This is a genomic window from Vibrio sp. 1402, assembly GCF_033340275.1.
On the sequence record NZ_JAWOWE010000775.1, the window covers coordinates 1 to 504 of the forward strand.

Annotated in this window: 1 protein-coding gene; it reads left to right on the forward strand. The window is 45.4% G+C overall.

Annotated elements, in window-relative coordinates; translation table 11 throughout:
* The coding region (gene pabC / locus R7044_RS28425; protein WP_225456441.1) for an aminodeoxychorismate lyase at window positions 1-504 on the forward strand (504 nt) is incomplete at both ends.

The window sequence follows — 504 nt, forward strand, 5'->3', positions numbered from 1 at the left end:
TGGGTAAATGGAGTTCCACAAACACAGGTTTCATTAGGTGATCGCTCTTTTCAATATGGAGACGGTTGCTTTACTACTATCCAGACTAAAAACGGCGAGCTAGAGTATTGGCAAGCGCATGTTGAACGTTTGGAAGCATGTCTCAAAACACTTCATATTCCTTTACCTGACTGGAGTATAGTTTCCGAGTGGGCTCACTTGGCTACCCTGAAAGATGAACACGCTGGAATCAAAATTCACATTAGCCGTGGAATCGGTGGAAGAGGGTATGGCACTAAGGGCATTGAGTGCCCAATGGTGACCATCTCGAACTTTGCATTTCCTGTCCATTATGTCGACTGGCAACAAAATGGGGTGAATCTGGGGGTATGCGAAACCCGTCTCGGAATTCAGCCTTTGCTGGCAGGGCATAAACACAACAATCGCTTAGAACAAGTGCTTGCGAAAGCTGAAATTGAGCACTCTAACTTTGCCGATGCAGTGACGTTAAATGTGCAAAATCAT